A 26,180-nucleotide genomic window follows, 5' to 3' on the forward strand; every position below is an offset into this window, starting at 1 on the left:
AATGGGACAATGTGATTGGCTGACACTTTGACAATCCGCGCTCTGCGACCCGAAGACCGATCGGAATGGGCCGATATGTGGCGGGACTATCTGGCGTACTACGAGACAAAGGTGCCGGATGAAACCTATGACAGCACCTTTGAGCGTTTGCTAGGCAACGACCCTAACGACTTTTCTTGCTTTGTTGCTGCAAAGGGCGGGCAGCTCCTTGGACTAACGCACTATCTGTTTCATCGTCACGCTTGGAAGATCGAGTCTGTTTGCTACTTGCAGGACCTCTTCACCCGCCCCGAGGCGCGCGGCACTGGCATCGGGCGCGCACTTATCCAAGCCGTGTATGACGAGGCCGACCGGCAAGATGCGCCCTCTGTCTACTGGCTGACGCTAGATTTCAATCATACAGCCCGCAAACTCTATGACCGCATTGGCAAGCAAACGCCATTCATCCGGTATCAGCGCCCATGATGAGATGGAGCGCTCTCATCGCAGCAGTAGTGCTGGCTGGTTGTGCGACAGTTGAGCCGACCGAAGTGCCAACCCGCGTAAAGGCGATCGAAGAAACTTTGCCTCCGGTGAAGGCTTTCAATCAGGCATCACCTAGACTTCCTGCACGCTCGAATGCAAATATCGCGGCGGATTTTGTGTCCTTGCATTTCGCACTTGAAGGTGGCGCGAAACTCCCGGTGTTCACGCGGTTCGAAACGCCTATCACAGTACGCCTGATCGGCTCACCCACGCCGTCGATGCAGCGCGATCTCACACAGCTGTTGAACCGTTTGCGGCGTGAGGCAAGAATTGACATCCGCCAGATTTCCGACGGTTCCGCCAACATTACGATCGAGGCTGTAAGTCAGGCGCAGATCCACGACATACTCCCGCAAGCGGCGTGTTTTGTGGTGCCCAACTCATCAAGTTTCGAAGAATATCGCCGCGACCGGCGCAAACAGAAAAGCAGTTGGAGTAGATTACGCAGTCGGGAGAGACTGGGAATCTTCATTCCTTACGATGTCAGTCCTCAAGAAAAGAGGGACTGCTTGCATGAAGAAATCGCTCAGGCGCTGGGGCCTTTAAACGACCTCTACCACCTGCCGGATTCGGTATTCAACGATGACAACATCCACACCGTCCTGACCGGATTCGACATGCTGATCTTGCGCACGACCTACTCGCCCGAACTGCGCAGCGGCATGACGCGCGAACAGGTCCAAGCTGCCCTGCCCGGCGTTTTAAGCCGCCTAAATCCGCGCGGAAACACCCTTAGCGCGCAACCTGTATCCGACACCCCGCGCGAATGGATCAATTCGATTCAGAAATCACTGCGCCCTCAGCTTAGCCCGCAACGCCGCAAAAGAGCTGCGCAAAGGGCTGCGCAGATCGGACAGGAACAGGGATGGACTGACCACCGCCGCGCTTATCCATATTACGTGATGGGGCGTATGGAGCAGTTCGACAACCCGCAAGAAGCTTTGCGGAATTATCAGACCGCGCTTCAGTTTTTGCGTGCCACACCCGGCACTGAGCTCCATCAGGCTTATATCACGACACAAACTGCTTCGTACGCGCTGGCGCAAGGTAAAGGCCCAGACGTTCTGCCAGAACTGGACCGAGCGATAAACGTGATGACGCGCGCGGAAAACGCCTCGCAACTGGCGACCTTGTTACTCTTGAAATCCGAAGCACTTAATCAAGCCGGGCGGACCGCTCAGGCACGTTCCGTCAGGCTGGACAGCTTGGGATGGGCGCGCTACGGGTTCGGCTCGGACACGGTGGTGCGATCGCTGATGCAGGACGTCGCGGAAGCCCCCCGAAATAACAGAGGCGGGTAGCGCATGGTCGTAGTTTTGGGAATGGCGATACTGGGGGCAATCCTTGGGGCGCTAACAGCACGCAAACGCAACGGCACCGGTGCTGATATGGCCCAATACGCGGCTGGCTACGGCATTGCGTTTGCATTGGTTGGTCTGGTGCTGTCCCTGATCCTTGTGCGGTTCGTGGTGTAACCCATGTTCCTGCCCTTTTTCGAGAACCTTAGAAAAGCAGGAATTCCCGTTTCCTTACGCGAATACCTGACGTTTCTTGAGGGCATGAAGAAGGGTCTCGTCACGTATGACGTCGAGGCGTTTTACTACCTCGCCCGCGTGTCGATGGTGAAAGACGAGCGCAACATTGACAAGTTTGATCGCGCCTTTGCCGCCAGTTTCGAGGGACTGGAAGAAATCAGCTTTGATCAGGTTCTTGAGGCCGTTGATATCCCGAGTGATTGGTTGGCCAAAATGGCCGAGAAACACCTTACTGACGAAGAGAAAGCCGAAATCGAAGCCCTTGGCGGATTCGACAAACTGATGGAAACGCTGCGCGAGCGGCTGGCTGAACAGCAGGGTCGCCATCAGGGGGGCAACAAGTGGATCGGCACAGCCGGAACGTCGCCGTTTGGCGCTTATGGCTACAACCCTGAAGGCGTTCGTATCGGTCAGAAAGAAAGCCGTCATAAACGCGCCGTCAAAGTTTGGGATAGGCGTGAATTCAAGAACTTAGACGACACTGTTGAACTTGGCACTCGCAACATTAAGGTCGCCTTGAAGCGCCTGCGCCGCTGGGCGCGAGAGGGAGCAGCCGAAGAGCTGGATTTGGACGGTACGATCCGCGCAACCGCAGAACATGGCTATCTCGACGTTAAAACTCGTCCCGAACGCCACAACGCGGTCAAAGTGTTGCTGTTTCTGGATGTCGGCGGATCAATGGATCCCCATATCAAGGTGGTGGAAGAATTGTTCTCGGCGGCTCGAACAGAGTTCAAGCATCTGGAATACTACTATTTCCACAATTGTCTTTACGAAGGCGTCTGGCGCGACAACCGCCGCCGCTGGGATCAGCAGACCCCTACACATGAAGTGCTGCGCACCTATGGTTCGGACTACAAATGCATTTTCGTCGGAGACGCTTCTATGAGCCCCTACGAAATCGCCTATCCCGGTGGCGCAAACGAGCATTGGAACCAAGAAGCCGGGCAAACTTGGCTACAACGCGCCCGCGAACAATGGCCGTCAAACCTGTGGATCAACCCAGTGCCCGAGAAGTATTGGGAATACACCCACTCTATCGGCATGATTCAAGAAATATTCGCGGATCGCATGGTACCGATGACACTGGCAGGTCTGGAACATGGAATGCGAGAGCTGACACGCTAGTAAGGCGTTGACCTTGCTTGAGCTTGCATAGTCCCCGCAAGCGGAAAAAAGCCTGAAATTTGGCCGGCTAGCCCCTAACATGATGCCCAAATTGAAACAAATTCGGGGAAAACGACCGCGCGTTCGATTTTTGTGGTATATTTAGCACTGGTTGTGGCTGGGGGGCTGAAATGACCAAATTCAAACTGCGCGCTTTTTTGATTTCCGCTGTGACGTCTACGTCTCTTGTTTTTGCGACTGTGGCAGGTGTCACAGTTGTATTAACTCCTGATGCTGCTTTTGCAAAAAGTGACAATGGTAAGGGAAAGGGGCAAGGCAAAGGCAAGGGTAAAGGTGTTGGCAATAGCAATGCCAGCAACGGAGCTAAAGCAGACAAGAACAAAACGACGAGAGTTAGCAGCAACCGAAACTTTAAACTGAAAAACAGCCGAGCGCGCAGCTCAACAACGGGAAAAGCCAAAAAAGGGACAGTTCAGAGGTTTTCCTTGTCAGGTCTTGGGCGCGAATTCAAACGCGACGTAGAGCAACTTTTCGGAAAGCGTTCGCACACAAAGACCAAACGCAACGCGACCAAAGCGCCCAGAAAGACCTATTCGAAAGCTTCAATTGCTCCGATCAAACAGTCGCCGCGGCCAGTAACGCGTAGCGTAAAACGCTATTCTTCTTATGATAAAAAGAAGCATTCAAAGCACTACTACCGCGATCCACTTATAGAAGCGATTACCGACCCATATGGCTCGTACCAACTGCGCAACCTCAATGCCTCAAAGGCTGCTGCGCCGGCCTTCAGGAATGCAGCCCCCAACAGTAACGTGGGAAAAATCGCGACCTATCAGGCAGCGGCAAACGACTACTACGGCTTGCGGTCCGACCTGTATGACGCCCGACGCGATCTGCGTGATCTCAACGAAAACTATGACGGGCGAAGCAGCAAAGAGATTGCAGACGAAATCTCAGAGCTTGATCCGAATGATCCGGGTTATGAAGAACGGCTGGGCGACTTGGAGAAAGAGTTACAAGGCGCGGAATCTTATGAAGTAGCCCGCGACAGTTTACGCGAAGATATTGGAAATCTTAGATCCGACACCGGGACTGCTCTGTACGAGGCAGAGGCAGCGTTCTTTGATGCTTCAAAGGGCCGGACTTTGACTCGAAATTCGCTTGGTGACTTTCATTCGAACCTCGGTTTGCCACAGCCCCAAAAACCCTATCAAGACGAAGTGACGATACAGCCATTGGGCTACGATCCAAATTACCACCAATACACGACAGACCAAAAATTCCGCCCGACCGAAACCGATGATCAGCTTCGTTATCAGAGCGAAGAACCCACCAACAGCAAAAGCGGAAAACACCGCTATGACGACCCGCTGACGAAATCTATCTCATCGCCCTATGGCTCGGATAACCTGAGAAATCTGAACGCATCCAAGGCCGCCCCATCAGCGTTCAGAAACGCGGCACCCAATAGCAACGTCGGTAAGATCCCTAAATACCAAGCGGCCGCAAATGATTACTACGACCTGCGATCCGACTTGTACGATGCCCGGCGCGACTTGCGTGACTTAAACGACCGATATGACGGGCGCAGCAGCGATCAGGTAGCGGAAGATATTACCGATCTTGATCCGAGTGATCCAAATTACGACGAAAAGCTAAGCACCTTAGAAAAAGAACTTCGGGCGGCGGCAACTTACGAAAAAACCCGTGATGATTTACGCGAAGACGTTAAATACCTTCGAGTTGATACATTGGTCGCTCAGAAGCAGGCCGAACGTGCGTTTTTCGACGCGTCGAAAGACACCACTTTAACGCCAGTTGCACTTGCTGAATTGCTGAAGGTTTTAGAACTCTCTTCCGGCACAGAATAGTTGCTTCAGACGCAAGCATTGCATCTCTGACCCGCGATTGGAAAAGCCCAAGTAATTGCGGCTTGCCTCGGGTGCTGGTGTTGCCCATATCTAAGGTATGCTCCGTTTTACTCCAATCCTTTTGGCGATTGCTTATGCCCTTGTGATGTACCGGATTTCCGTCTGGCGAACACATCGCGAATTGGACGCCAAGTCTACAGAACTGGCCGATCCCGTGTTGAAGCGAATGACTGACCGGCTGGCCGCAGCGCTAGAGATCGACCGCGTGCCGGTTTATATCTACGAAATTGACCCTGTGAACGGGTTGGCTGCACCGGACGGTCGGATCTTCATCACCCGCGGATTTTATCGAAAGTTTCGAAACGGCGAGGTTTCGGCGGAAGAGATGGCCAGCGTTATCGCGCATGAGCTTGGGCATGTGGCTTTGGGGCATGCACGTCGTCGGATGATTGATTTTTCGGGGCAAAACGCGATGCGGGCCGCCTTGATGATGCTGCTGAACCGGTTCATTCCCTTCATCGGCGCGTGGATTGCCAACATGCTGACCCACCTCCTCGCCTCGCGCCTGTCGCGGGGGGATGAGTACGAAGCGGACGAGTATGCCGCTGCCTTGTTAACCAAGGCGGGAATTGGGATCGGCCCGCAGAAATCACTGTTTCACAAGTTAGAAGACCTAACCCAGCAACGCGCTGGAGTCGTTCCTGCCTGGTTGATGAGCCACCCGAAAACGGACGAGCGGATCGCAGCGCTAGAGGCCCTTGAGCAGCGCTGGGGAACGGAAGGGTAAGTTGCAGCAGCGAGGGGTCAGTCCGTCGCCCTCATGCCTGAGGTTTTTTCGCCAGATGTAGTCGACCCCTGATTAAGTGGTCAAAGCCTTGCCTAGTCTCGGCAGGCGGGCCTTCTTCATCAGCGCGCGCAGGGTCCACTGGTTACCGGAAAGACGATTGGCCTCGGCCAAAACTCGGTTGGCTGTGTCGCTCAGTCCCTCGGGTTCAGTCAGCCAAAAACTGTGCAGTAGGCCGTCGGGGTCTCGACGCTCGAGCCCTTCTTCCGACAGGATGTTCCTGGGAAAGTCCTTGGCATTAACGGTGACAATGACGTCAGCTGATGCCGCCACGGCCGTCGCCAGCACGTGAATGTCAGCACTGTCGGGCAGCCAAAGTCGTTGCTCGACGCCCGGGGCGGCCTTGCGTTCAGCTTTCGGCCAATGCGCTTGCGTCAGAGCGATCTCGGCTCGGGCTTGCGCCTCTCCTCCTGGACCCAGCTTGCGAGATGCACGGGCCCATTCCTCGAGGATACGCGGGGACCAGATCGGGGTGAAGTGGCCCAGTTTTGCGGCGCCCAGCAGCATCTCTCGCATCACCGTGGGGTAGATGACGCAGGTATCCAGTACGGCCTTCACAGCCTGTAGAACACGGCTTTGAGGTAACCGCTTTCCGCCAGTTGGGGGAGTTGTGGGTGATCGGGGCCTGCAAATCCCGTGTGGATCAGTTGCGCCTGCCGCCCTGCCCGGCCAATACCGCGGGATGATGCGTCACGGAACCGACCTAGATCAGCGGCGTGAGAACAGGAACACAGGCCCAGATATCCCCCTGGTTTGACCAGCGGCGCGGCCAGCCTTGCGACACGCTCATACGCGCGCAGGCCCGCGTCCAGCGCCTGTTTTGAGGGTGCGAAGGCAGGTGGGTCGCAAACAACAACGTCAAATTGCGCGCCTTCCTCACCCAGCTGGGTCAGCACGTCGAAAGCATCGCCTTGCCGGGATTGGAAACGGTCGGAATAACCTGACACTTCAGCGCCCTGAGAGGCCAATTCCAATGCAGTGACCGAGCCATCGACGCTGAGCGCCTGCCCGGCCCCCGCAGCCAGCATTGCCAGACCAAACCCGCCAACATGGCTGAACACATCCAGTACCTGCGCCCCCGGCTGTACCAGACGCGCAGCAAAGGCATGGTTCGTTCGTTGGTCATAAAACAGGCCGGTTTTTTGCCCTCCGGTCAGGTCGGCCATATAGGTCGCGCCATTCATGGGCACTGGCAGTGGTTGATCAGGTGCTTCTCCACGCAGGGTTTGGTTCACGTCATCCAACCCTTCAAGCCCACGGGTTCGACCCGACGCATTTTTTAGCACAGTGGTCACGCCTGTAACGGTGACTAAGGCGTCAGTGAGTGTCTCTAAGTGCGCCTCGGCCCAAGCTGCGTTTGGTTGAATCACGCAAGCGTCTCCGAAACGGTCTATGATGACGCCGGGAAAGCCATCGGACTCAGCGTGGATCAAGCGGTAGTATGGTTCGTTGAACAACTGCTCACGCATCTCTAACGCGCGGCGAAGGCGGGTCTCGAACCATTCGGCGTTTAGGTCGGCATCTATGTCGCGATCCAACACACGACACATGATCTTTGACTCAGGATTTACGGCCACCAACGCGATGGGCGCGCGCTTTTCATCCTCCAAAACGGCAAGCGCTCCTGCAGGAATCTTGCGCGTGCGCCGATCGGCGACGATGTCATTGGCATAGACCCAAGGGAAGCCATGGCGCAATCCGCGCGCGTTGGCTTTGGGTTTCAGACGAATTCGGGGGCGGTCAGCGGCTTGGGTCATGACGCCCTCATAGTGGCGAACGCCCCGAGGGGAAAGCCCTAGCGGGGCCGAGAACGCCAGCCACCGCGTCGTTTCGGCGCTTTGGCCGATTGCAACCCCTCGGCCAACACCTGTGTCATCGGATGATCGGCTTCTTGCGCGGCATAGAGCGTGTGCAAATCTGTAAGAGCCTGCGTTTGGTTCCGATCCTCAGGCAGGCTAAGTGCCCAGTCGAGAAAAATGCTGCGACACTCTGGCAGCGTGATGCCCTCTATCCGATAGGCCTCGCGGATCAGACCCTTGTGATCGTTTGGATCGTCATTGCGCGGCATCTTTCCCCTCCCCGATGACGCGACCGATTATGTCGGCTGCGTTGAAATAGTGTTCCTGCAAAGCGGCCTGAAGCTGTTCAACCTGTTCGAACCCGGTAGCGCGACACAAGAATGCCGCACCGCCCTCACCGATCTTGTCTGCCTCAATAACCTTGCCAGACAGCAGCCGTGCCGCACATTGCACGGACCAGCATAGATTGTAGCAGTCTTTCAATGTCTGCGCCTGAGCGACGTCAAGTAACTCGGCAGCGACAGCGCCTTCAAGCCCAGCGAACACGTCGCGATGCGTGATGCCAGACAAAAGCGCCCCGGTTTCGGCCATCAGTTCGATATCCATCATCCGGCCTGCGCCGTTCTTGGCATCCCAAATCCCCGCCGGAGATTTCGCTGCCGCCAAACGGGCTCGCATTTCAGCCACCTCACGTAACACTTTCCCGGGGTCATCGGGTTTAGAAAGGAAATCGGAACGGAAGGTTTCGATATCCTGCGCCAAACCTGTATCGCCAGCAACGACACGGGCGCGGGTAAGGGCCAGATGCTCCCACACCCAAGCTTCGTTCTGCTGGTAATTGGTAAAGCTGACCAGGCTGGTCGCCACGGGCCCCTGGTTGCCCGAAGGGCGCAGACGCATGTCTACCTCGTACAGTCGCCCCTGTGACATTGGTGCAGAAAGGGCCGTAATCAGTGCCTGCGTAAACCGCGCATAGTAGGTGCGCGTTGCCAATGGACGCGGACCGTCAGACATTTCCTGATCAAGCGGGTCGTAAATCACGATCATGTCCAGATCGGATTGGGAATTGATCCGCCCTGCCCCCAGCGACCCCATTCCCAGAACGGCCGCACCTCGACCCGGTGCAGGACCATGCTTTTTTGCAAACTGCTGAGCAACACAAGGCAGGATTGCAGCAATGACTGCGCTGGCCAGCTCGGCATACTGTCTTCCCGCCTCGTTTCCGTCGATCAGCCCCCGCAGATGATGGACACCGATCCGGAAATGCCATTCTTTGCACCAGCGGCGCGCGAAATCGAGTTGGGTTTCGTAGTCCAACTCTTCCTCCAGAGCCTGTTCCAGCTCGGTCTGTAATGCGATCTGGCCCGGCCAGTCAGTGAAAAAGCTGCCACCTATCACGGCATCAAAGACAGATGCGTTGCGCGAAAGATGCGCCGCCAGCGCGTGAGAAGTGCCCACAATATCTACCAGAAGATCAATCAAGTGTGGGTTGGCTTCGAACAGAGAAAACAGTTGAACCCCGGCGGGAAGACCCGAAAGGAACCCGTCCAGCGCCAAAAGCGCTTCATCCGGTTTCGCCGTTTTCGAAAGACGCGAGAGGAGCTCTGGTTTCAAACGTTCGAAAATCCGCGCGCCTCGTTGTGACCGCAATGCCGGGTAAGTAGGCCAACGGTTGATAACGCCTTGGTCGAAATCGGATTCATTGGATGGAATAGGAGTTGCGGACCCGGGTGCAAAGAACCCTTCGGTCAACTCATGCACTTCGGTGAGGCGTCGGGTCAGGTCGGCTGTCAGGTCGGCACTATCGATACCCATCAAACAGGCGACTCGTTCGATCCCATCAGATGACTGAGGCACCTTATGAGTTTGCGCATCGTGAACCATTTGGATGCGGTGTTCGACTTCACGGTGGGCACGGTAGTAGTTTGTTAGTTTCTCAGCCACGTCCTGCGGTATCCAGTTTTTCCCGGCCAGTGCCGCCAAACCAGGAACAGTGCCTCGCACGCGCAAGTCGGGATCGCGTCCGCCCGCAATTAGTTGGCGGGTCTGGGTGAAGAACTCGATCTCGCGAATACCACCTTGACCCAGTTTCATGTCGTGGCCCGGAATGGTCAGCGTGCCACCTGTTCCCTTATTCTCTCGAATGCGGAGACGCATGTCATGGGCATCTTGAATGGCAGCAAAGTCCAAATGTCGGCGCCATACAAACGGGCGAAGCGTGTCCAAGAACCGCTGACCTGCCTCTAAGTCCCCGGCACAGGGGCGCGCTTTTATGTACGCCGCCCGCTCCCACGTGCGGCCAAGGCTTTCGTAATAGCGTTCCGCCGCCTCTGTGGCCATGCAGACCGGACTTACCGCCGGGTCGGGTCGCAGACGTAAATCGGTGCGGAAAACATATCCATCTGCAGTCTTGTCGCTGAGCGTGGCACAGAAATTGCGCGTTGCGCGGACCATACTTTGCCGGGCTTCATAAAAATCATCGGGGTCAAAGCGGGTTTCGTCGAACAGAACAATCAGGTCGATGTCCGAACTGTAATTCAGTTCATGCGCGCCCATTTTACCCATCGCCAGAATGATCATCCCGGCAGCAGTTTCAACGTCCTCCGGAGACATGCCTGGCAACTTACCGCGCCGGATCAGCGCCGCAATTTCTGCCTTTGCTGCCACATCTGCAGCCAAAGCGCCAAAATCGGTAAGCGCGGCCGTCACCTTCTCTAACGGCCATGCCCCTGCCAAATCAGCCAGAGCAGTTAGCAGCGCCATACGCCGCTTAGCCTGCCGCAAACCGGGTTTAAGCTGGTCCGGCGGCAACGAGCGCGCTTCGGTCATAACCTCGGCTAACGCCTGATCGGGATATTGCAGAGCTTGCGGCAGCCACGCACATTCACGTTCAATCAGACCCTTTAAATAAGGGCTAGATCCCGCCGTTCCGGCAACCAATTCCCTTTGTTCGGCGTCCAGATCCGGTAAAGCGGTTAACACTTCATCCCCTAGGGACTTATCAAAGGCACGCGGGACGCGGTGGATGGCCAGTGTGTCGGTCATTAAGCCTCCAACGGGGTGTCCTGACTGAAACTGTTGACCCAAACGTCGTTGCGTCGCTCCCACAGGGACGAAATCAGCATCGCGTCCCACGTCTCGTGTCCGGGCCGCTGATAGTCGGCTCGATAGGACAGCAGCACGATTTCGGGCGTCAGTACGCGCAACTGCGTTTCGCTCAGCTCGTACTGAGCCATCGTAGGCGCATCCGCAAATTGTCCGACATGATCATCCCGATTGGCAAAGCCGGAGTCGTAGACACCCAGAAAATCTGCGCTCAGCAAAGCCCGATCTGCTTGAGGGTTACCTTCGACCAGCGCGGCCCAGACCTGTTTTTCGAGATCCAGAATTTCAGCTAGCGACGGGGCGGTTTTTCGTTCTGTGTCAGACATTTTTGCAAATTGCTTTGTTCCCAGGGTGACGTCAACCGAACTTGGGCGGCGCAAGTAATGTAAATCTTTTTTACATCCACCTCTTGCAACCACTATTTATGTTCCCATCTAAACAATGTGAAAACGATTTACATCAAACCCGGAGACCCCAAATGACTGCACTATCCGACACCGCCGTGCCCGAAAATCCGGGATGGCTGTACCGTATCGAAGCTTGGCTTGACGACAAAGGCAAAGGTGCCTGGATCGCCGTCATGGTCCTTGGTTTCATCTTCTTTTGGCCCGTGGGCCTTGCCCTTTTGGCATATATGATCTGGAGCAAACGCATGTTCAGCAAATCCTGCAGCCGACGCAAAACATGGCACAGCCACATGAGCGCCATGAAACCATCGGGCAACAGCGCGTTTGACGCCTACAAATCGGACACGCTGGCGCGGCTGGAACGAGAACAGCAAGATTTTGAAGCTTTCCTTCGCCGTCTGCGCGAAGCCAAAGACAAAGCGGAATTCGACCAGTTCATGGATGAACGCGCGCGTGAGAACCGCGATGAACCCGAAAACGGGGAACGCGCCTGATCAAGACTTGCCCTGTCCCGCTATTCGGGACAGGGTAATTTCCGAAAAATATCTGGACATTACCATATGAATAACCTGCCTGATCCCGACAGCCAGCCAGAGTTCTATCAGTCGGTGGCGACCAAACGCTTTGTCGCATGGCTGTTTGATATCGCCTTCATTTCGCTGATCTGCATCGTGCCCGTTTTCCTTACCTTTGGCGCGGGGCTTTTCTTTTTACCCCTCATCTACGGAGTAATCAGTTTCGTCTACCGTGTCGTAACAATCGCGAACGGCTCGGCAACTCTGGGCATGCGTTTCATGGGCATTGAACTGCGCGATGCATTTGGGTCTCGCTTGGATATGGGAAAGGCTGTGGCCCATACCGCCGGATACTTCATCAGCATGGCTTTCTTCGTAGTCCAAATCGTCTCAGTCATCATGATGCTGACCAGTGCGCGGTGTCAGGGCCTGACGGACTCGTTCCTAGGAACGGTGATGATCAACCAACGGGCGTAAAAATTCAGCTGTGTGAATCACTTGGCGGCTTGGGGAACCGTTGTTATCATCCTGTCTCAGGAAACACGGAACCTTCATGCGACACACGCTGCCCATCGCGCCGCAATTCTATGTTACGGCACCCCAGCCCTGCCCTTACCTTGAGGGCAGGATGGAGCGTAAGTTGTTCACGGCCTTGCAGGGCGAAGGCGCTGATCAGTTGAACAACTCACTGTCCCAACAAGGGTTTCGCCGGTCTCAGAACGTACTCTACCGCCCCTCATGTACCGATTGCGCAGCCTGCCTGTCAGCCCGCATAAACGTTTCCGCATTTCGTCCCAGCAAAAGCCAGAAACGCTCTGTCAAGCGAAACTCATACCTTCAGCGCCGAGCGAATTCGCCTTGGGCTACTGACGAGCAATACGAACTATTTCGCCGCTATTTGGATACCCGCCACGCTGATGGCGGAATGGCTGACATGGACGTGTTCGAATTCGCCGCGATGATTGAGGAAACTCCAATCCGCAGCCGCGTGGTGGAGTATGCCGACCCTGAAACCGGAGATTTGATTGCCGTCAGCCTGACAGATGTTTTGGATGATGGGCTAAGTATGGTCTACTCGTTCTACGACCCTGAGCAACCTCAAAGCTCTCTGGGGACGTATATGATCCTCGATCACATCGACATCGCACGTGAAGCGGGTTTGCCCTATGTCTACCTAGGCTATTGGGTGCCCGGCAGCCCGAAGATGGGCTACAAAGCGCGGTTCTCAGGCCTCGAGGCCTATATCCAGGGCAACTGGAACCGCATCAACAATCCGGCCGCGTTGACAGACGGCAGTCATCATCCTCTTTCCACCGCTCCGATTGCTGAACAGGTCGCTAGTATCCAGCTTCCAGATCGTCATCCGACTAAGGGCTAACTGACAATGCGCCAGAACCTTCATGCGGTCACCCTTGTGGTGCCGGGTTACGATGCCGCTATCGCATTCTATACCCAAACGCTCAATTTCACGCTGACGCAGGACATTGATCTAGGAGAAAACAAACGCTGGGTTTTGGTCACTCCTCCAGGGTCAGAGGGCGGATCTTTGCTTCTTGCTCAGGCTGATGGTCCTGCGCAGATTGGCGCTGTAGGTAACCAAACCGGCGGCCGTGTTGGTTTCTTTCTTGAGACAGATGACTTCGCACGCGATCACTCGGCGATGGTGGATGCTGGCGTTCAATTCGAAGAGGCCCCGCGCCATGAATCATATGGAACCGTTGCCGTCTGGCGCGACCCCTTCGGGAACCGTTGGGATTTGATCCAGTTCACCTAATGTATCGTGGCAAAAAACCTAAGAACGACCCACAACGTTAGCTTACGAAGCACTGTTGGGAGCAAATAGTTAAGCAAACTTAATTTGTTGCTTGGAACATTGGCAGTTGAATGGTGACGTCGCGTCACCAAGTATCCTCGACCATTGTGCAGCTTCGCACATTTTCCGGCCCAAAACTTCGGGCCTCATTAACTTGGCAATCGCAGCAGCAGGTCCCTGACCTGCTGTTCTGATTTAGGGAAGAGGAATTTAAATGACACATGCGCTGCGCAAACTGTATTCAGCAAATCTTACAACACAGATACTGATCGCACTGGTTCTGGGTTCGTTTTTGGGATTGGCATTGAACTATTGGGATATGCCCGTCCTGCAGGACAGTCTAGTGAATGGGCTGTTCGGTATGATCGGCCAGATGTTCCTGAACGCGCTTCAGATGTTGGTGGTTCCTTTGGTGGTCTTCTCACTGCTGTGCGGGGTCGTCGGGATCGGAGACATCCGGATTCTGGGCCGTGTGGGCGGTTTAACCTTCGTAACCTACCTCGCGACCACCGCATTGGCGGTCACGACGGCCTTGGTGATTGCCAACCTGATAAATCCGGGCGTTGGCTTTACGGGTTTGCATATGGCTGACCAGAATGTCTCGGTGGCGACCCAATACACCGTCTGGGAAATCCTGGCCAACATCGTACCCAAGAACCCGGTACAGGCCTTGGCAAATGGTGAGATGTTGCAGATCATCTTCTACGTGATCGTTGTGGGCATCGCCGTTCTGATGATCGGTAGCCGGGCAAAGGCATTTGTAGAAGGCTGTCAATTCATGAACGATTTGGCGATGAAAATCGTCGAAATCGTGATGGCTTTTGCCCCGATCGGGGTGTTCTGCCTGATCGCCAAGACCTTCGCACTTGAGGGGTTCGGACTGTTCGCGCCGGTGATCGGTTATCTGACGACCATTAGCCTGACGCTGGTGTTCCACCTTTGCGTGACCCTGATGGTGCTGCTCTATGTCTTCACAGGACTGAGCCCGCGCGCGTTTCTTCGCAAGATGCGGTCAGCGCAGGTATTTGCTTTCTCGACCTCAAGCTCGAACGCAACGATCCCGGCCAGCATGCAATGCGTAACGCAACGTGTCGGCGTCGACCGTTCGGTCGCCTCGTTTGGTATCCCGCTGGGCGCCACGATCAACATGGACGGGACCGCCATCATGCATGGTGTCGCCACTGTGTTTCTGGCCAATGCCTACGGTATTGATCTGGGACTAGGCGGTTACACGACCATCATCTCGATCTCAGTTCTGGCTTCGATTGGCACCGCAGGGGTTCCGGGCGTCGGCATTGTGATGCTGGCAATGGTTCTGAACCAGCTGGGAATGCCGCTTGATGGGATCGCCATCATTCTGGCAGTGGACCGGATCATCGACATGATGCGCACCGTGGTGAATGTGACCGGCGACGCTGTCGTCACCACCATTGTCGCCCAGAACGTGGGCAAGTTGGATCGTGCGGTTTTCAACGATCCAGAAGCGGGAACACTTGCGGCTCCTGCGCTAGAGATCGACCACGAAGCTGAAGCCAGCTTTGCCCGGCTTACCCATCCCAAGGCTGATGCCTAAAACGAAAAACCGGAGGCCGCTAGGGCCTCCGGTTCATTTTTCTAACGTTACTCGGATTATTTCGGTATCAAATCCGGCACGATTGTTACGATCGATGGGAAGGACCACAGGATCGCAATTCCCACGACCTGAATGATCACAAACGGTATGATCCCTCGATAAATATGTCCGGTCGTTACTTCTTTCGGCGCCACCCCCCGCAAGTAGAACAACGCGAACCCGAACGGAGGCGTAAGGAACGAAGTCTGCAGGTTCACCGCCACCATGATCGTCACCCATTTCGGATCGAACGACCCGCCATAGATCACAGGGCCCACGATGGGGATCACGATGTAGATGATCTCGAGGAAATCCAGAACAAAGCCCAGAATGAACAGCACAAGCATCACGATCAGGAAGACGGTGAACTCGTTGTCAAAGCTGCGCAGGAACTGCTGGATATAGTGCTCACCCCCGAATGAGATCACAACGAGGTTCAGCAGCTGCGACCCGATGAGGATGGTGAAGACCATCGAAGTCACCTTGGCCGTCTCACGCACTACTGGGGTCAGAACACCGCTCGAGAACAACACCCAGCAGGCGAAAATCAGGCCAAACAACGCATAGAGGTATGCGGCATAGGCAAAGATGAAGGCAATCCAGCTTTCAACCGAGACGTCGCCCTGATTGATGCGCAGGTCGAAGTTGATGCCCATCAGCATGCAGATGATGATGGCAAAGGTCGACCAGATGATTACTTTGCCTGAGCGCCCTTGATCCTGCAGCTTGCGATAGGCTGCCAGCATGATCGCCCCGCCCGCACCCAGCGCTGCTGCCGGCGTCGGGTTGGTTATCCCGCCTAGGATCGAACCCAGAACCGCGATGATCAGGACCAACGGTGGGAAAACTACACGGATCAGATCGTTGGTGGCACAGCGTTCAGCCGCGAACTTGCAGCCATATATCGCCAGCGCAAAAGGTATCGCCATCATCAGGAAGGTCGCCCCTGATGATGTGGTCGGCGCAACCAAAAGCAAGTCCACCAACAACATCAGCAACAGACCGATGGCCCCTACGATCAACGGCTGTGTTGATTTCGACGGCGCGATGCCACGACCCATCAGCAAGGTCAGCCCCAGCAGGACAACAATGACTGCCACGCCGGTACCAATTGGCGCAGTGGCAGCGATCTTCGCTTCTTGTGCAGCAGCCAGTTCTTCCTCAGTCAGGCGCTGCGCCTGCGTCACGCCACCAGCTTCGTCGAGTGCTTGCTGCTCTGCCACGGCTTGATCCCAAGCGGACTGACCATGAAGTTCGATCATCGAAGCCTTGCATTCTTCCGAAACATTGGTGCGCAGAGAAGCACCTTCACCGATGTCCGAAAACGCTGAAACGGTGATGTTCTGGCTACCGATTACACCCGCGCTACCCAGCAGGAAGGCGCCGACAATCAGCGCGACCGGCGCACCCAGCAACCAGGTCAGGCCTTCGCCGCGGGTGATCGGTTCACCACCACCACCGCCTAATTCCACGGCCGGTGCCTTTTCGGGATTCATCAGCGCATAGCCAAAGGCGTATAGCGCATAGAGCAAAGCCAACATAATCCCTGGCAACAACGCCGCCTGAAACAACGTCCCTACCGAGACCACAGCAGGTTCGCCCAGATAGGTAAGCGCATCTGTACACCCGGCCTCAACGGCACGCGTCTCTTGCGCCGTCGAGTAAAGATCCCCGGCCAGCGTGCCCAGCAGAACGATCACAATTGACGGTGGGATGATCTGCCCCAGCGTACCCGAGGCCGCGATCACACCCGTCGCCAGTTCAGGCGAGTAATTGTTCCGCAGCATGGTTGGCAACGCCAGCAGACCCATCGTGACAACAGTCGCGCCCACGATCCCGGTCGAGGCCGCAAGAAACGCACCTACAACAACAATCGAAACAGCCAGACCACCCGGCAGCGGGCCGAAGACACGCGCCATTGTAGTAAGCAGGTCATTCGCGATTTTCGAGCGCTCTAACGTGATACCCATCAGAACGAACATCAACACGGCCAGCAGGGTCTCAATGGATTGCCCGGCCAGGACCCGTTCGTTGATACGGTTCACAATAAAGGAAACGTTGCGGTCCAGTGCAGTTTCCCAGCCAGAGGGGAACACCGGTTCTCCAAAGGTAGGTAATTCCGGGTATCGGAACACGGATATTGTGTCTGGCTTAACGCCCGAATTCACAAGGTCCCGATAGGCTTGCGTGCCGGTGTCAATCGCTTGGTGCACCAGCAACCCAGCGCTGTCCAACGCTGCGATGATCCCAAAGGAAATGATACCGGCGCCACCGATGGCAAAGGCCACCGGAAACCCGGAAAGGATGCCTCCGAAAAGGCAGAAGAATACGATAATGAGGCCTATCTCGACGCCATCAAGTCCGAATAGCATAGTCTGGGTCTCCGTCCTTAATGTGCGCCTTCGTAGGCTTCTTCACCCTCACCAAGGCTGTCCTTGTCGAGGTACTTTCCTTCACTGTCCGGTCCTTCCACGTATTCCAGATACGACCGGTACAAGAATGCAATCGCCTGCAAGAACACAAGCCCGGCAAAAGCAACAAGCATGATCTTGAATAGGAAGTAGGCGGTAAAGCCGTTCGGGCTGAAACCAATTGTTTCGATGTTCCAGCGCATCGCTTTCGATTTCAACAACAAGCGATCCAAAGTGTCACTGGCTGAGGGTTTCGGCACGATCAGGTGCCGCCACATGAAGTACCAACCGTACATCCAAACCATCACAGCCAAGGGCATCATGAAGAAGACCGAGCCCAGCATGTCGATCACTTTCTTGGTGCGGAAACGCGCCGGTGCATACAGTAGGTCAACCCGCACATGCCCGCCTTGAACAAAGGTGTAACCCACACAAAGAGATACCACCAAAGCATTGTAAAACTTCAACATTTCAGCATACCAGCTGATGTCGTATTGCAGCGGGATACCAAAGGCGATCACGATGTCGGGTCGGGTAAAAATCCGCTGCATGATCACGATAATGATCTGCTGCAACACCATCAAAAGTCCCGCCCAGGCAAAGAACCGGCCCAAGGTGTTTGTGAACCCTTCCAGCCCTCGTACGCAGCCCCACATGAAGTTGTTGCGGACCATTCCGATGATCGTGATGACCAGAAAAATTGCAAAAACAGCAAAGAAGAACTCAACCGATCCGCCATAGTAGACGAAGCGCATGACAGCTTCTTTGTCGGACCAATCCAACCAAAGGCTGGGATGGGTCACCGCATAGCCGATGTTGTAGAAGGCTTGCGCCAGATTTTGCAGAACCCAGACAATCCCGCCGCCAATCGCGGCAAGAGCGTCGGTCAAACCAACCGAGCTGCTGTCGTCCATGATGTCCCTCACTCAGCTGAATATCTGTCACCTCTACCTTAGCAGGGGCTGCAGGATTCAGAGAATTTTTATTAAAAAGAGGCCCCACAAATGTGAGGCCTCAGAGGTTTCAGGGGCTTACTCAACCACCCAGAACGCGAACGCGCTGCTGGACGTAGTAGCCATCTGATTTGTTGATCCAAGAGGCCGAAGTGGCCAGAGAATCTTCGAACGAACCGCGGATTTTGGCGAACAGCTCGTCATCCATGTTCTCGTCCATGACCTCAGCTGAAGCCTTACCAAACGCATCCCAAACGTCGTCCGAGAATTGCAGTGTTTTCACGCCTTGCGACTGCAGACGCGCCAGTGCAGCACCGTTGTTGGCCAGTGTTTCGGCCAGCTGGTAGTGGGTTGTCGCCATCGACGCATAACGCATGATCGCCTGCTGCGCTGGTGTCAGTTCATTCCAAACGTCTAGGTTAACAGACGAAGACAGACCAGAGCCCGGCTCGTGGAAGCCTGCAGTGTAATAAACTTTGGCAACTTCTTGGAAGCCGGCGCGTTCGTCAGCCATCGGGCCAACCCACTCTAGCCCGTCCAGCGCACCCGAAGACAGCGCTTGGTACAGTTCGCCGCCGGGGATGTTCTGGACCGAAGCACCAAGCTTACCCAGAACCTTGCCGCCCAGACCGGGCATGCGGAATTTAAGACCATTAAAATCTGCGGCCGAGTTGATCTCGTTACGGAACCAGCCACCCGACTGCGAGCCCGAGTTACCCGCCAGCAAACCTTTCAGGTTAAAGATCTGGCCCAGTTCGTCATGCAGCTCTTCGCCGCCGCCGAAGTAATACCAGTTGGTCAGTTCTTGCGCGGTGCCGCCAAAGGGCACAGCGGTGAAATAAGCGTAACCCGGGTGCTGACCGATAAAGTAGTAGTCAGCCGAGTGATACATGTCTGCCTGACCCGACGAAACAGCGTCGAACACTTCCAGCGCGCCCACCAATTCGCCCGGCGCTTTCTTTTCGATGGTCAACTGACCGTCGGACATCTCTCCGACCATCTGCTCCATATAGCTGGCGGCGTCATCCAGTACGGCAAAGCCACGCGGCCAGGATGTCACCATGGTCAGGGTACGCTTGCCCTGCGCATAAGCCGGAGCCGCCAGCGTCGTCGCGGCAGCAGCAGTGCTTCCCAGTGCGGTGGTTTTCAAAAATGAACGACGATCCATTCAGTCTGTCCTCCCAAAGTCGTGATCTGCCACATGGGCAGTTGATCGTTGTCGATGGCGCGGATCATATCGCCGCAATCAATGATGAAAATACCTACTACTACGTAGAAGCACCCAGTATTGAGATCAAATAATTGGATTAAAAAGAAAAATTCCCTGCTCCAAGCCTGTACATCCGTGCATCTATTGCTCGGACTTTGCATTTTCCGCGAAATTTGCCTATCGCAGAGCAATGGGGAGAATCCGCGACGCCTTTCGACCAAACTATGCGCAGAAATTGTCTCTGCTGGCGACGCTGCCTCTGATAGTAGCTGTTGCCGCCATTGCAATCCTTGTCGCCCATCAGTCCCGCAAACTGGCTGAGCGCGAGATTGACCAGCTGGAAGCACAGCTGATCGAAGCCAAGAAAGCAGAGTTGCGGAACTACGTTACCCAAGCGCGCAACGGGTTCTACTTCATCTATGGCTCGGCCCAACCCGATGATCAGGATGCCAAAGACCAAGTCGCTCAAATCCTGTCTGCGATGATCTACGGTGATGACGGGTTCTTTTTCGTCTATGACTACGATGGCACAAATCTGGTCAGCCCACGCCAGACTGAGTTTATTAACAAGAACTGGAGCGGCCTTGCTGACAGCGAAGGCACCCCAATCGTGGACGAGCTGATCAGTATCGCGCGGCAGGGTGCCGGGTATCATACCTATCTGTGGCCCAAACCTTCGACAGGGGAAGAGGCGCAGATGATCACATATGTTACCAGCTTCCCAAGTTGGCAGTGGGCAGTCGGCACAGGTGTCTTCATCGACGACGTTGTTGCCTCGATCGCAGCCGCACGAGCCGAGGTAGAGGCCCGCGTGCGACGTACCTTTTACTATATCGGCGGGATCACCCTTGCGGCGGTCCTGATCGTTTTTGCGTCGGGCATGGTGTTGAACTTCCGCGAGCGACGGCTTGCGGATGCCAAGCTGAAAGAGCTGACACAACGAGTGCTAGACGCACAGGAAGAAGAACGCGGCCGTGTCGCACGCGAATTGCACGATGGAATCAGCCAGATTCTAGTTGGCGTCCGCTATGCGTTGGACAATGCACGTCGCCGCCTTGAACGGGGCGACGACGATGGCGCCCAAGACCCGTTAAACAAAGGCATCGACAATCTGGGCACTGCCATCACCGAGGTTCGTCGCATCAGCCGCGACCTGCGCCCCGGCGTATTGGACGACCTAGGCCTAGGTCCGGCATTAAAAGCGTTGACTGATGATTTCCGCGAACGCACTGGGATCGAGACACACTTCTCGACTGTCGTCTTCCGCAACCGGCTGGATCAAGAAGCTAAAATCGCCCTATACCGTATCGCCCAAGAGGCACTGACGAACATTGAACGCCACGCTGACGCAACCCGTGTTACAATCGACCTGCGTGGCCACAAAAAGGGTGCCACAATGCGTATCAGTGACAACGGTCGCGGCCTGCCCCGCGATACGGATGGCGTCAGCACTGGAATTGGACTGCGCAACATGCAGGAGCGTATCGAACAACTTGACGGTTCCCTTCGCATTCTGTCATCACGCAGCCCGTATGGCGGAACCGTCATCGAAGTCACTCTGCCGCTGAGCCACCTGCTCCCGCCGCAGGAAGACGCAAATCAGAACCGAAAGGCCGGCACATGACTATCCGAGTTCTCATTGTTGATGACCACCCGATGGTGGCCGAGGGGATTCAGTCGATCCTTGAAAGCTATGATGATATCGACGTGGTCGGCACACTCGGCACCGGGCAGGAAGCCGTTGATCAAGTCGCCGAACTGTCCCCTGACGTCATCCTGATGGATCTAAACATGCCTGGCTTGGGCGGGCTTAGTGCTACCGAAATCATTCTGGAACGCCTTCCCGGCACGCACATCCTTATCTTATCTATGCATGACAGCCCTGAATACATCTCAACCGCGCTAACGCACGGGGCCAAGGGATACGTGCTCAAGGACGTACCAACCGATGAGATCAAGCAGGCCATCGATGCGGTAATGAGCGGCGAAAAATACCTTTGCACTGGCGCCAGCGGATCTTTGCAGCCCAAACAGGGCGGTGTCCGCGAAGCACTGACAGGTCGCGAGCAAACTATTCTTCTGGAGCTTGCTCAGGGCAAGTCCAACAAAGAAGTCGCGCAGACCTTGGAGATCTCGGTTCGCACCGTTGAGACCCACCGCAAAAATATCAAGCGCAAGCTAGGCATCTCATCGACTGCCGGCCTGACCCGCTACGCGCTGGAACACGGTGTCCTGCAAGGCACCAGCCCCGGCTTTTAGGCGCATTAGCAGCGCTGCTCAGCTCAGATGTCCGAAACCCGCACTTCGCGCCACCGTGCACACGCCCTTCTGGCAGGTCCGCTAGACCTGGGCGCAGGGATTCAAACAACTCATCGATTCCCTCCACATCTATGTAAAAAGACTGATCTTCGCCCAGTAAGCGACCATCATCCCGGGGTGGACACTCCAACAGCCGGATGGCGACTGACCCAAGTGACAAAAAAGCATAGTTTTCCTGCCGAAACCCGCAGGAAAACCCCAGACGATCGCAGTAAAAATCAATCTGCTTCTGCAATGAAGAACACAAAAAGAATGGTGTGAGCTGCAATATCTTGGACACCAGAGCCTCCGGTTTTCAAATGATCCCCTGTCAATCTAACACAGCTTAATCCAGCAACTGATCCTTTCTCAGCCCCTCACGTTCTTGATGATGTGGCAAGACCCGACCGTAAAGCTGCCGCGTCCGTTCAACGCCCCCACACATTCCTTCGGCTTCGACGAATGAGAAAATTCCGACATACCGCGTGCGTTTTCCCATCACCGGAGCAACTCTATGCAGGGAGTAGCGCCCCTTAAAAATTTGCAGATCACCCGGTCGCAGTTCCAACTCTCGCACCCGCGCTCTGTTTCCATCCAAAATCGCAGCCACAGATTTGAAATTTTCATCCTCTGGGGTTCTGAGGTTCGGCACGTATTCAAACGTACCCCCTGCTTCGCCGTTCTGAATTGCCAGGGTGACTGTGTAGTTGTTGGTGTCGAAATGCCAAGGGAAGCCCTGCCCTTCTTCGACCACGTTGATTATTACGTCAGCCAGCGGGTCATCGTATCGAAAGAACCGACCCTCTGTCTCGTTCAGGGCTTCGCGTACAAAGGGCATAAACCACTCATACTCATAGATACGACGCAAAGGGCCGGAAGCTGAGAAGTTATCAGCTGGGACAAAGGCATTAGACCGATCGTAAAACCGTCGGATCGGGTGCCCGATCCCAAATCGTGGATCATCCTTGGTGAAATAGGCGTTGGTTCTGTTGAAGGATCGATGCGCATTGGGGGCAACCTTATCTGCTTCGCACACCAGCAGCTCCAAACCATCTGCGTGAACAAAACCAGGCAGCACCGCGCACCCGTCCTGATCCAGTTCTCTGCGCAAATCGGTGATCATCTGATCATAGGCCCGAGAGCCCGGCCGATCGATTGGATATCGCCCCAGATCAACCAAGTCTTGTAACATTCCAAGCCTCCCGAACTGTTCCCTCAGGATCAGCCTGCCGCACAGAATTTGGATGCTCATGTCAATTTTAGACATCGTGTTGACGCTTTCTGACCTGCGAAATCCACGTGACAGTTCTTCGATCCGGCAGAGACTCTCGAAAATTCCGAACCTGCGGCAATCTGCGCAATAAAATGTCGCAAAATTCACCATTCAAGTTACAAAATTGGTGCAATTGCCTGTTGACGCCCCTTCCCCTCGCTCATAATGTCCCTGCACGCAAAAAAGGAGCCTCTGGCGATGAAAGCGCTAGTCGTAATCGTAGGAAACACGCGCATGGGCCGGTAACGGTAAACCATAATCTAACCCATGCGCCTCCGAAAAATCTCGGGGGCTTTTTTTTGGCAGAACGCAAGACACATGTCGCGAACGGAGCAAAGCAGATGACACGTGAGATGACCGGCGCAAAGATGGTAGTTCAGGCCCTCAAGGATCAGGGCGTGGACACAGTATTCGGATACCCCGGTGGCGCCGTCCTACCGATCTATGATGAGATCTTTCTGCAGAACGACATCCGTCACATTCTGGTGCGGCATGAGCAAGGCGCGGTCCACGCCGCCGAAGGTTATGCGCGTTCTACCGGTAAGCCCGGCGTTGCGCTGGTGACATCCGGCCCCGGCGCCACCAATGCCGTGACCGGTTTGACAGATGCGCTGATGGACTCGATCCCGATTGTTGTTCTGACGGGTCAGGTTCCGACCTTCATGATCGGCTCGGACGCGTTCCAAGAGGCCGACACAGTTGGCATCACCCGCCCCTGCACTAAGCATAACTGGCTGGTGAAGGACACGGATTCGCTGGCCGAAACGATGCACGAGGCCTTTCACGTTGCCACCTCGGGCCGCCCCGGACCGGTTCTGATCGATATCCCGAAAGACGTTCAGTTCGCTTCAGGTGAATACGCAGGGCCAAAGCCGTCAACCTCGCACTACCAACCTGTTGTGAAGGGCGATCTGGAAGAGATTACCGAACTGGTTGCCGCGATGGAAACGGCGAAAAAGCCTGTCTTCTATACCGGCGGTGGCGTTATTAACTCTGGCCCAGCTGCCAGCCAATTGCTGCGTGAGCTGGTCGATGCCACGGGCTTCCCGGTCACCTCTACACTGATGGGGCTGGGTGCCTATCCAGCTTCGGGTAAGAACTGGCTGGGGATGCTTGGGATGCATGGTCTGTATGAGGCCAACCTTGCGATGCATGACTGCGACCTGATGATCAACATCGGCGCGCGTTTTGATGACCGGATCACGGGACGGATCGACGCGTTTTCACCGAACTCGAAAAAGGCACATATCGACATCGATCCTTCGTCGATCAACAAGGTCATCCGTGTAGACATTCCGATTGTCGGCGACGTAGCCCATGTGCTTGAAGACGTTCTGAAAGTCTGGAAAGCGCGCGGCCGCAAGACTGACGCGGCGGCGGTCAAGCAATGGCAGGCACAGATCAACGACTGGCGCAAGGTCAACTGTCTGGCTTACACCAACAGCGAAAAGACCATTAAGCCGCAATACGCGCTGCAACGCCTTGAAGAGCTGACCAAAAATCACGACCGCTACATCACCACCGAGGTCGGTCAGCACCAGATGTGGGCCGCGCAATATTTGGGTTTTGAAGACCCCAACCGCTGGATGACCTCGGGCGGACTGGGCACGATGGGCTATGGTTTCCCGGCCTCTGTCGGCGTGCAGATGGCCCATCCGGATGCATTGGTTATCAACGTAGCCGGTGAGGCGTCATGGTTGATGAACATGCAAGAGATGGGCACCGCGGTTCAGTACCGCCTGCCGGTTAAACAGTTCATCCTGAACAATGAACGCCTGGGTATGGTCCGCCAATGGCAAGAACTACTGCATGGCGAGCGTTACTCTCATTCTTGGTCCGAGGCTCTGCCCGATTTCGTCAAACTCGCTGAAGCGTTTGGCGCAAAGGGCATTTTGTGTTCCGATCCTGCTGATCTGGATGATGCGATCATGGAGATGATCAACTATGACGGTCCGGTGATCTTCGACTGTCTGGTTGAAAAGCACGAAAACTGCTTCCCCATGATCCCGTCGGGCAAAGCGCATAACGAGATGCTGCTGGGTGAAGCCGAAACGCAGGGCGTGATCGACTCCAAAGGTTCGGTTCTGGTTTGACGAATTACTGTTGGGCGTTCGGCGCGCCCGACACCACAAGGATGATGAAAGGGACATAAATGTCTGCCCTACATATCAAAAAAGGCTCCACCCGCCACTCGGCCTATAACTTACGCCCAACGTTCTCGGACGTTCAGGAGCGCCACACAATCGCGGTTCTGGTCGAGAACGAACCCGGGGTTCTAGCCCGCGTGATCGGCCTGTTCTCGGGTCGCGGTTACAACATCGAAAGCCTAACCGTGGCCGAGGTGGACCACACGGGCCATCTCAGCCGCATCACGATCGTCACCACCGGTACACCGCAAGTGATCGAGCAAATCAAGGCACAGCTGGGACGGATTGTGACCGTGCACGATGTCCATGACCTTACTGTCGAGGGTGACTCGGTCGAACGTGAACTAGCCATCATCAAGGTTGTTGGCGCGGGCGACAAACGTGTCGAGGCACTGCGTCTGGCTGATATCTTCCGTGCCAATGTAGTGGACAGCACCCTTGGTTCCTTCATCTTTGAAATCACTGGTGCGCCGGACAAGATCGACGCTTTTGCCGATCTGATGCGCCCTTTAGGCCTTGTCGAAGTCGCACGTACCGGAGTGGCTGCTCTGCTCCGCGGAGAGTAACCTGCCCCCCCACTGTGTCCGGCAACCGATCATGGTGGGGGATTTCAATTCAACCTTTAGGGCAGGTTTTATCGATGGGAATGTTCTAGGTTCAGTCGCCATAAAAAGATCACACAAAATAAGATAAAGCCTATTGCGTTTATGGCATTGAACGTTAGCCTCATGGAT

At 55.3% G+C, this 26,180-nt stretch carries 26 protein-coding genes; 16 read left to right on the forward strand and 10 right to left on the reverse strand.

Features of this window, described 5'->3' with window-relative positions; all coding sequences use genetic code 11:
* Nucleotides 1-15: 15 nt before the first annotated feature.
* The 6 genes from ACR0L3_RS07830 (at nt 16) to ACR0L3_RS07855 (ending at nt 5,846) form a co-directional block, all read left to right on the forward strand.
* Complete coding sequence (locus ACR0L3_RS07830) at nt 16-465, forward strand: N-acetyltransferase family protein (RefSeq protein WP_480745063.1); 450 nt, start codon at nt 16-18, stop codon at nt 463-465.
* Entirely contained in the window at nt 462-1,826 is a 1,365-nt protein-coding gene (locus ACR0L3_RS07835) for a DUF2927 domain-containing protein (protein WP_480745064.1), read from the forward strand. The genes ACR0L3_RS07830 and ACR0L3_RS07835 overlap by 4 nt, the downstream gene beginning before the upstream one ends.
* 3 nt (nt 1,827-1,829) lie before the next feature.
* On the forward strand, nt 1,830-2,000 hold the full coding sequence (locus ACR0L3_RS07840; RefSeq protein ID WP_480745065.1) for a hypothetical protein: 171 nt from the start codon (nt 1,830-1,832) through the stop codon (nt 1,998-2,000).
* A 3-nt stretch (nt 2,001-2,003) separates the two neighbouring features.
* Entirely contained in the window at nt 2,004-3,188 is a 1,185-nt protein-coding gene (locus ACR0L3_RS07845) for a vWA domain-containing protein (RefSeq protein WP_480745067.1), read from the forward strand.
* Between the two features lie 170 nt (nt 3,189-3,358).
* Nucleotides 3,359-5,059, forward strand: coding sequence for a hypothetical protein (locus ACR0L3_RS07850; RefSeq protein ID WP_480745068.1), 1,701 nt, complete (start codon nt 3,359-3,361; stop codon nt 5,057-5,059).
* Nucleotides 5,060-5,156: 97 nt separating this feature from the next.
* The gene (locus ACR0L3_RS07855; RefSeq protein WP_480745070.1) at nt 5,157-5,846 is read left to right on the forward strand and encodes a M48 family metallopeptidase; all 690 of its coding nucleotides are present in this window, start codon (nt 5,157-5,159) and stop codon (nt 5,844-5,846) included.
* A gap of 72 nt (nt 5,847-5,918) precedes the next feature.
* On the opposite strand, the gene ACR0L3_RS07860 is transcribed toward ACR0L3_RS07855, so the two are convergent.
* From ACR0L3_RS07860 to ACR0L3_RS07880, 5 genes are read right to left on the reverse strand one after another with little or no spacing between them, the layout of a single operon-like run.
* Nucleotides 5,919-6,461, reverse strand: a complete 543-nt coding sequence (locus tag ACR0L3_RS07860) for an RSP_2648 family PIN domain-containing protein (RefSeq protein WP_480745072.1) — start codon at nt 6,459-6,461, stop codon at nt 5,919-5,921.
* A complete protein-coding gene (locus tag ACR0L3_RS07865; protein WP_480745074.1) occupies nt 6,458-7,660 on the reverse strand; it encodes an RSP_2647 family RNA methyltransferase in 1,203 nt (400 codons plus the stop codon). The genes ACR0L3_RS07860 and ACR0L3_RS07865 overlap by 4 nt, the downstream gene beginning before the upstream one ends.
* A 38-nt stretch (nt 7,661-7,698) precedes the next feature.
* On the reverse strand, nt 7,699-7,971 hold the full coding sequence (locus ACR0L3_RS07870; RefSeq protein WP_480745076.1) for a hypothetical protein: 273 nt from the start codon (nt 7,969-7,971) through the stop codon (nt 7,699-7,701).
* The gene (locus ACR0L3_RS07875; protein ID WP_480745077.1) at nt 7,958-10,747 is read right to left on the reverse strand and encodes a [protein-PII] uridylyltransferase family protein; all 2,790 of its coding nucleotides are present in this window, start codon (nt 10,745-10,747) and stop codon (nt 7,958-7,960) included. Before ACR0L3_RS07875 ends, ACR0L3_RS07870 begins: the two co-directional genes overlap by 14 nt.
* On the reverse strand, nt 10,747-11,133 hold the full coding sequence (locus tag ACR0L3_RS07880; protein WP_480745079.1) for a DUF4440 domain-containing protein: 387 nt from the start codon (nt 11,131-11,133) through the stop codon (nt 10,747-10,749). Before ACR0L3_RS07880 ends, ACR0L3_RS07875 begins: the two co-directional genes overlap by 1 nt.
* A gap of 152 nt (nt 11,134-11,285) precedes the next feature.
* Here ACR0L3_RS07880 and ACR0L3_RS07885 point away from each other — a divergent pair, with 152 nt between their 5' ends.
* The 5 genes from ACR0L3_RS07885 to ACR0L3_RS07905 all read left to right on the forward strand — a co-directional run bounded on the left by ACR0L3_RS07885 (nt 11,286) and on the right by ACR0L3_RS07905 (nt 15,115).
* Nucleotides 11,286-11,708, forward strand: coding sequence for a DUF2852 domain-containing protein (locus tag ACR0L3_RS07885; RefSeq protein ID WP_480745081.1), 423 nt, complete (start codon nt 11,286-11,288; stop codon nt 11,706-11,708).
* 66 nt (nt 11,709-11,774) lie between these two features.
* Nucleotides 11,775-12,206: an RDD family protein gene (locus ACR0L3_RS07890; RefSeq protein ID WP_480745083.1), complete on the forward strand. Its 432-nt coding sequence runs from the start codon at nt 11,775-11,777 to the stop codon at nt 12,204-12,206.
* 76 nt (nt 12,207-12,282) lie between these two features.
* On the forward strand, nt 12,283-13,107 hold the full coding sequence (locus ACR0L3_RS07895; protein ID WP_480745085.1) for an arginyltransferase: 825 nt from the start codon (nt 12,283-12,285) through the stop codon (nt 13,105-13,107).
* Nucleotides 13,108-13,113: 6 nt separating this feature from the next.
* Nucleotides 13,114-13,503 carry a VOC family protein gene (locus ACR0L3_RS07900; RefSeq protein ID WP_480745087.1) on the forward strand — a complete coding sequence of 130 codons (390 nt, stop codon included), beginning with the start codon at nt 13,114-13,116 and terminating at the stop codon, nt 13,501-13,503.
* Nucleotides 13,504-13,756: 253 nt separating this feature from the next.
* On the forward strand, nt 13,757-15,115 hold the full coding sequence (locus tag ACR0L3_RS07905) for a dicarboxylate/amino acid:cation symporter (RefSeq protein ID WP_480745089.1): 1,359 nt from the start codon (nt 13,757-13,759) through the stop codon (nt 15,113-15,115).
* Between the two features lie 56 nt (nt 15,116-15,171).
* Here the strand turns inward: ACR0L3_RS07905 and ACR0L3_RS07910 are convergent, their stop codons facing one another.
* From ACR0L3_RS07910 to ACR0L3_RS07920, 3 genes are all read right to left on the reverse strand, one after another.
* Nucleotides 15,172-17,526 carry a TRAP transporter large permease subunit gene (locus ACR0L3_RS07910; protein WP_480745091.1) on the reverse strand — a complete coding sequence of 785 codons (2,355 nt, stop codon included), beginning with the start codon at nt 17,524-17,526 and terminating at the stop codon, nt 15,172-15,174.
* Nucleotides 17,527-17,543: 17 nt separating this feature from the next.
* A complete protein-coding gene (locus ACR0L3_RS07915; RefSeq protein WP_480745093.1) occupies nt 17,544-18,479 on the reverse strand; it encodes a TRAP transporter small permease subunit in 936 nt (311 codons plus the stop codon).
* A 121-nt stretch (nt 18,480-18,600) separates the two neighbouring features.
* Entirely contained in the window at nt 18,601-19,686 is a 1,086-nt protein-coding gene (locus ACR0L3_RS07920; protein ID WP_480745094.1) for a TRAP transporter substrate-binding protein, read from the reverse strand.
* Between ACR0L3_RS07920 and ACR0L3_RS07925 the strand changes: the two genes are divergently transcribed.
* The 3 genes from ACR0L3_RS07925 (at nt 19,671) to ACR0L3_RS07935 (ending at nt 21,987) form a co-directional block, all read left to right on the forward strand.
* Nucleotides 19,671-19,820: a hypothetical protein gene (locus ACR0L3_RS07925; RefSeq protein WP_480745096.1), complete on the forward strand. Its 150-nt coding sequence runs from the start codon at nt 19,671-19,673 to the stop codon at nt 19,818-19,820. The genes ACR0L3_RS07920 and ACR0L3_RS07925 overlap by 16 nt on opposite strands.
* Nucleotides 19,821-19,918: 98 nt before the next feature.
* Nucleotides 19,919-21,352: a cache domain-containing protein gene (locus ACR0L3_RS07930; protein WP_480745098.1), complete on the forward strand. Its 1,434-nt coding sequence runs from the start codon at nt 19,919-19,921 to the stop codon at nt 21,350-21,352.
* Complete coding sequence (locus ACR0L3_RS07935) at nt 21,349-21,987, forward strand: response regulator transcription factor (RefSeq protein ID WP_480745100.1); 639 nt, start codon at nt 21,349-21,351, stop codon at nt 21,985-21,987. Before ACR0L3_RS07930 ends, ACR0L3_RS07935 begins: the two co-directional genes overlap by 4 nt.
* Here ACR0L3_RS07935 and ACR0L3_RS07940 read toward each other — a convergent pair.
* Nucleotides 21,896-22,327 carry a VOC family protein gene (locus ACR0L3_RS07940; protein WP_480745102.1) on the reverse strand — a complete coding sequence of 144 codons (432 nt, stop codon included), beginning with the start codon at nt 22,325-22,327 and terminating at the stop codon, nt 21,896-21,898. The genes ACR0L3_RS07935 and ACR0L3_RS07940 overlap by 92 nt on opposite strands.
* A gap of 45 nt (nt 22,328-22,372) precedes the next feature.
* A complete protein-coding gene (locus tag ACR0L3_RS07945; RefSeq protein WP_480745104.1) occupies nt 22,373-23,218 on the reverse strand; it encodes a HalD/BesD family halogenase in 846 nt (281 codons plus the stop codon).
* A gap of 422 nt (nt 23,219-23,640) precedes the next feature.
* Between ACR0L3_RS07945 and ACR0L3_RS07950 the strand changes: the two genes are divergently transcribed.
* Both ACR0L3_RS07950 and ilvN read left to right on the forward strand, forming a co-directional pair.
* On the forward strand, nt 23,641-25,392 hold the full coding sequence (locus tag ACR0L3_RS07950) for an acetolactate synthase 3 large subunit (protein WP_480745106.1): 1,752 nt from the start codon (nt 23,641-23,643) through the stop codon (nt 25,390-25,392).
* A gap of 59 nt (nt 25,393-25,451) precedes the next feature.
* The gene (ilvN, locus tag ACR0L3_RS07955; RefSeq protein ID WP_480745108.1) at nt 25,452-26,012 is read left to right on the forward strand and encodes an acetolactate synthase small subunit; all 561 of its coding nucleotides are present in this window, start codon (nt 25,452-25,454) and stop codon (nt 26,010-26,012) included.
* Nucleotides 26,013-26,180: the final 168 nt, after the last annotated feature.

This window comes from Ruegeria sp. CK1, from assembly GCF_056536545.1.

Coding starts and splice junctions, on each gene's coding strand:
- ACR0L3_RS07885 (WP_480745081.1), top strand. CDS start 11,286: ATGACTGCACTATCCGACACCGCCGTGCCCGAAAATCCGGGATGGCTG.
- ACR0L3_RS07835 (WP_480745064.1), top strand. CDS start 462: ATGATGAGATGGAGCGCTCTCATCGCAGCAGTAGTGCTGGCTGGTTGT.
- ACR0L3_RS07915 (WP_480745093.1), bottom strand. CDS start 18,479: ATGGACGACAGCAGCTCGGTTGGTTTGACCGACGCTCTTGCCGCGATT.
- ACR0L3_RS07875 (WP_480745077.1), bottom strand. CDS start 10,747: ATGACCGACACACTGGCCATCCACCGCGTCCCGCGTGCCTTTGATAAG.
- ACR0L3_RS07865 (WP_480745074.1), bottom strand. CDS start 7,660: ATGACCCAAGCCGCTGACCGCCCCCGAATTCGTCTGAAACCCAAAGCC.
- ACR0L3_RS07850 (WP_480745068.1), top strand. CDS start 3,359: ATGACCAAATTCAAACTGCGCGCTTTTTTGATTTCCGCTGTGACGTCT.
- ACR0L3_RS07855 (WP_480745070.1), top strand. CDS start 5,157: ATGCTCCGTTTTACTCCAATCCTTTTGGCGATTGCTTATGCCCTTGTG.
- ACR0L3_RS07945 (WP_480745104.1), bottom strand. CDS start 23,218: ATGTTACAAGACTTGGTTGATCTGGGGCGATATCCAATCGATCGGCCG.
- ACR0L3_RS07925 (WP_480745096.1), top strand. CDS start 19,671: ATGAACGACGATCCATTCAGTCTGTCCTCCCAAAGTCGTGATCTGCCA.
- ACR0L3_RS07900 (WP_480745087.1), top strand. CDS start 13,114: ATGCGCCAGAACCTTCATGCGGTCACCCTTGTGGTGCCGGGTTACGAT.
- ACR0L3_RS07840 (WP_480745065.1), top strand. CDS start 1,830: ATGGTCGTAGTTTTGGGAATGGCGATACTGGGGGCAATCCTTGGGGCG.
- ACR0L3_RS07905 (WP_480745089.1), top strand. CDS start 13,757: ATGACACATGCGCTGCGCAAACTGTATTCAGCAAATCTTACAACACAG.
- ACR0L3_RS07930 (WP_480745098.1), top strand. CDS start 19,919: ATGGGGAGAATCCGCGACGCCTTTCGACCAAACTATGCGCAGAAATTG.
- ilvN (WP_480745108.1), top strand. CDS start 25,452: ATGTCTGCCCTACATATCAAAAAAGGCTCCACCCGCCACTCGGCCTAT.
- ACR0L3_RS07935 (WP_480745100.1), top strand. CDS start 21,349: ATGACTATCCGAGTTCTCATTGTTGATGACCACCCGATGGTGGCCGAG.
- ACR0L3_RS07845 (WP_480745067.1), top strand. CDS start 2,004: ATGTTCCTGCCCTTTTTCGAGAACCTTAGAAAAGCAGGAATTCCCGTT.
- ACR0L3_RS07870 (WP_480745076.1), bottom strand. CDS start 7,971: ATGCCGCGCAATGACGATCCAAACGATCACAAGGGTCTGATCCGCGAG.
- ACR0L3_RS07895 (WP_480745085.1), top strand. CDS start 12,283: ATGCGACACACGCTGCCCATCGCGCCGCAATTCTATGTTACGGCACCC.
- ACR0L3_RS07920 (WP_480745094.1), bottom strand. CDS start 19,686: ATGGATCGTCGTTCATTTTTGAAAACCACCGCACTGGGAAGCACTGCT.
- ACR0L3_RS07880 (WP_480745079.1), bottom strand. CDS start 11,133: ATGTCTGACACAGAACGAAAAACCGCCCCGTCGCTAGCTGAAATTCTG.
- ACR0L3_RS07910 (WP_480745091.1), bottom strand. CDS start 17,526: ATGCTATTCGGACTTGATGGCGTCGAGATAGGCCTCATTATCGTATTC.
- ACR0L3_RS07950 (WP_480745106.1), top strand. CDS start 23,641: ATGACACGTGAGATGACCGGCGCAAAGATGGTAGTTCAGGCCCTCAAG.
- ACR0L3_RS07890 (WP_480745083.1), top strand. CDS start 11,775: ATGAATAACCTGCCTGATCCCGACAGCCAGCCAGAGTTCTATCAGTCG.